Source organism: Stenotrophomonas maltophilia group sp. RNC7, from assembly GCF_030910085.1.
Taxonomy (GTDB): Bacteria; Pseudomonadota; Gammaproteobacteria; order Xanthomonadales; family Xanthomonadaceae; genus Stenotrophomonas; species Stenotrophomonas sepilia.
This window is the reverse complement of the sequence record NZ_JAVFVN010000276.1, coordinates 1-306: the sequence shown is the minus strand read 5'-3', so window position 1 is coordinate 306 and position 306 is coordinate 1. Positions and strand designations below refer to the sequence as shown.

The 306-nt window shown below is 58.8% G+C and carries 1 protein-coding gene; it reads right to left on the bottom strand.

Going from position 1 to position 306, the window contains the following annotated elements:
• The coding region (locus RCF13_RS03810) for a hypothetical protein (protein WP_308140887.1) at window positions 1–306 on the bottom strand (306 nt) is incomplete at both ends.

Below are 306 nucleotides of genomic sequence, written 5' to 3'. Positions count from 1 at the left end.
AGACTCCGATAGGCTGAGTCCTTTCTGCCCTAGGTTGCCCGGTTGGGACAAATAGCCGCGACCGGCAGGCAGCGCATCTCCCAAGGTAACGGGCGCAGCACCTTTCAAGGGCTTGGTGGCAGCCTCTTCGACCAAACGTTTGATCTCCTCCAGCGGACCGCTGAGGATTGTTGGTTTCACCAGCAAGTCTTCGCGCGTCACCAAGGTCATGGCGACTCCACGCATCAACCGGTTATAGGTCTTGATGTCTTTAACCAGCAGCCTGGCCAACTGCCCCGAAACCGTTTCCACCAGCGCCGCAGTCGC